Annotated in this window: 4 protein-coding genes and 1 pseudogene; all 5 read left to right on the forward strand. The window is 43.4% G+C overall.

Annotated features, from left to right (window positions below; all coding sequences use genetic code 11):
• Position 1: 1 nt before the first annotated feature.
• A complete protein-coding gene (locus AB5Z52_RS16495) occupies positions 2-439 on the forward strand; it encodes a V-type ATP synthase subunit K (RefSeq protein WP_368267065.1) in 438 nt (145 codons plus the stop codon).
• A 15-nt stretch (positions 440-454) separates the two neighbouring features.
• Positions 455-1,048 (forward strand): V-type ATP synthase subunit E family protein, encoded by a 594-nt coding sequence (locus tag AB5Z52_RS16500; protein WP_005473267.1) that lies wholly within the window; start codon positions 455-457, stop codon positions 1,046-1,048.
• Positions 1,049-1,051: 3 nt separating this feature from the next.
• Entirely contained in the window at positions 1,052-2,032 is a 981-nt protein-coding gene (locus tag AB5Z52_RS16505; RefSeq protein WP_003126711.1) for a V-type ATPase subunit, read from the forward strand.
• Complete coding sequence (locus AB5Z52_RS16510) at positions 2,022-2,333, forward strand: V-type ATP synthase subunit F (RefSeq protein WP_003126710.1); 312 nt, start codon at positions 2,022-2,024, stop codon at positions 2,331-2,333. The genes AB5Z52_RS16505 and AB5Z52_RS16510 overlap by 11 nt, the downstream gene beginning before the upstream one ends.
• A gap of 15 nt (positions 2,334-2,348) precedes the next feature.
• Positions 2,349-2,783, forward strand: a pseudogene (locus AB5Z52_RS16515) (V-type ATP synthase subunit A); the annotation flags it as partial.

Below are 2,783 nucleotides of genomic sequence, written 5' to 3' on the forward strand. Positions count from 1 at the left end.
AATGGTATTTGCGATTATAGGAATGGGAATCGCAACGATTTTTTCTGGAATTGGTTCAGCAAAGGGTGTTGGAATGACAGGGGAAGCAGCTGCGGCGTTGACAACGAATCAACCTGAGAAATTTGGGCAGGCACTGATTCTACAGTTACTGCCAGGAACCCAAGGTTTGTATGGTTTTGTGATTGCCTTTATGATCTACGGCAGTTTGGCAGCAGAGATGTCGACGGTGACCGGAATGGCCTATTTGATGGCTTCATTGCCGGTAGCTTTTACCGGATTGTTCTCTGGGATCGCACAAGGAAGAGTGGCCGCATCAGGGATTCAAATCTTAGCTAAAAAACCGGAACACTTTTTCAAAGGAGTTATGTTCTCAGTCATGGTGGAAATGTACGCGATCTTAGGCTTCGTTATTTCTTTCCTACTATTAGGGTCCATTTAAAGGAGGCGACAAGCAATGGAGGCAATGGATGCCATCGACAAAATGATTGCTGAACTAGATCGGGAAGCAAAAGAAAAACGGCAAGTAATCGAAACGGACACTAAAACAAGGATCGATGCCGATTTTGCAGCTGCCTGGTCCCAAAAAGAACTAGAAATCAAGCGCCATTCAGTAGAAGCAAAAAAACAAATCGAAAAAAACTATCAGCAAGACATGAATCGGCGAATAAAAGCAGCCAAACAAGAAGGGATTAAACAAGCTCATAAAGAACTGGAGACATTATTCGCGGCAGCTTATCAAAAAATGAATGGATTGGCGCCTGATACAGTCCAACATCTGGCGGAAAATACATTAATGCAATTACCCGTTTCGGGAGAAGTAATCTTTCGTTGTGGACAGCAACAGTCAGCAAGTTTGACAAAAGATTGGTTGACTGCTGTCAATCAAAGGTTGCCTTATCTTGCAAGGATGGGCAAACCATTGGAGCAAGCAGGGTTTATAGTAGAAGACAATGGCGTTTTCTACAATTTCACCTACCAAGCTTTACTAGAAGAATACAAAAATGAAACGAGAGAACATTGGCTGAAAGTGATCCAAAAAGGAGGGTAAGCTATGGCGAGCTATCATCAATTGAATCCACTGATTCGGATCAAAGAGACAACCTTGCTTCAAATGCAAGATTGGCAGCAGCTGATTGCAGCAGAGTCTATGGATCAAGTAATGGCAATCTTGCAGCAAACGAATTATCAACGTTATCTGGGCGCTGATTTTTCCGAAAAATTTGAGGGGTATCTGGATCAAGAAATGCTGACAACCATACAAGAATTAGCAGAAAACGTTCCAGATCCTGATGTGCTTCGTTTGATCATGCTGCCGTATACCTTTCATAATTTGAAGGTATTGACCAAAGAAGATGTAACAGGGAGAGATTATAGCAATTTACTGATCGAAGATGGATTCTATACGATCGATGAACTAAGAAATGCCATCCAAACAGGATCTTCGGAAAGTATACCGTCTAAAGTCATTGAAACGATCCAAGCAGTAAGGGAATACTTAGAAGGTTCTGCTGTTTTGCAAGGGATCGATATTATTTACGATCGCCGCTTTTTACATGAGCAACGACGCCTAGCCGAAAAAATAAATATTCCAGCACTGACACATGCGGTGATCACAGGAATCGACCTTACGAATATCACGATTGCTGCACGTTGTTTGCTGCAAAAAAGATCAAAAAGTTTTATGGCGGCTGTTTTAGTCAGTGTGGGAAGTATTCCCAAAGAAGATTATCTCGCTTTTGCGGAAACCTCCTTCACTGACTATCTCGCCTTTTTGAAACAAACTGGCTATCAAGAAGCGCTACTGCCGCTATTACAAGAGACCACGATCGATTTTGCTGCATTGGCACTGGTGAAAGATGACTTAGTTACTCAGCAGTTCGTAGCTGCTGAAGCGTTGGGACCAATGCCATTACTCGCGTTTTTAAATGCCAAAACATTGGAGATTCAGAACTTGCGGCTGATTTTGGTAGGAAAGCGCAGTGGCTTCACAGAAGAAGAGCTGAGAGAGAGGATGAGGTACTATGGCAGCTAAGATTGGTGTGATCGGCAGCAAAGAATCCGTGTTACCTTTTCAGCTGTTTGGCTTTCAAGTGTGTTACGCAACCGCAAAAGCGGAAGTGACTCGTGCCTTTCAGTGCCTAGTGAAAGAAGAGTATGCGGTGATTTACGTAACAGAAAAATGTGCGGCATTGATTCCAGAAGAAATTGCCAAATACCAACAGCAAGTTTCACCAGCGATCATCTTGATCCCAGATTACGATGGATCCCAAGGGGTAGGGCTGAAAATGATCCAGGAAAATGTCGAAAAAGCCGTTGGGCAAAACATACTATAGAATGGAGCTGATGTTGTGGAAACAGGAACAATAATTAAAGTGTCAGGTCCGTTAGTTTTAGCAAAAGATATGGGCCATGCAAGTTTAGAAGATATTTGTTATGTCGGTGATCTGGGGGTTGTTGGAGAAATCATCGAGATGAGAGGAACGATCGCTTCGATCCAAGTTTATGAAGAAACGTCAGGTATCGGACCAGGAGAACCCGTCCGAACAACAGGAGAACCGCTGTCTGTTGAGTTAGCACCGGGAATTATGTCTCAAATGTTCGACGGGATTCAACGGCCATTAGAAACATTTATGGAGCTGACCCAAAGTAACTTTTTGAAACGAGGGGTCCAGCTGCCTGCATTGGATCATGAGAAAAAATGGACCTTTGAACCGACCATTGCGGTGGGAACGGAAGTTACTCCAGGAATGGTTATCGGGGTCGTCCAAGAGACGCCATTGCTC

The sequence above is a fragment of the Enterococcus sp. RTP21361st1_A6_RTP21361_211029 genome, assembly GCF_040910045.1.
GTDB classification, from domain to species: Bacteria; Bacillota; Bacilli; order Lactobacillales; family Enterococcaceae; genus Enterococcus_D; species Enterococcus_D gallinarum.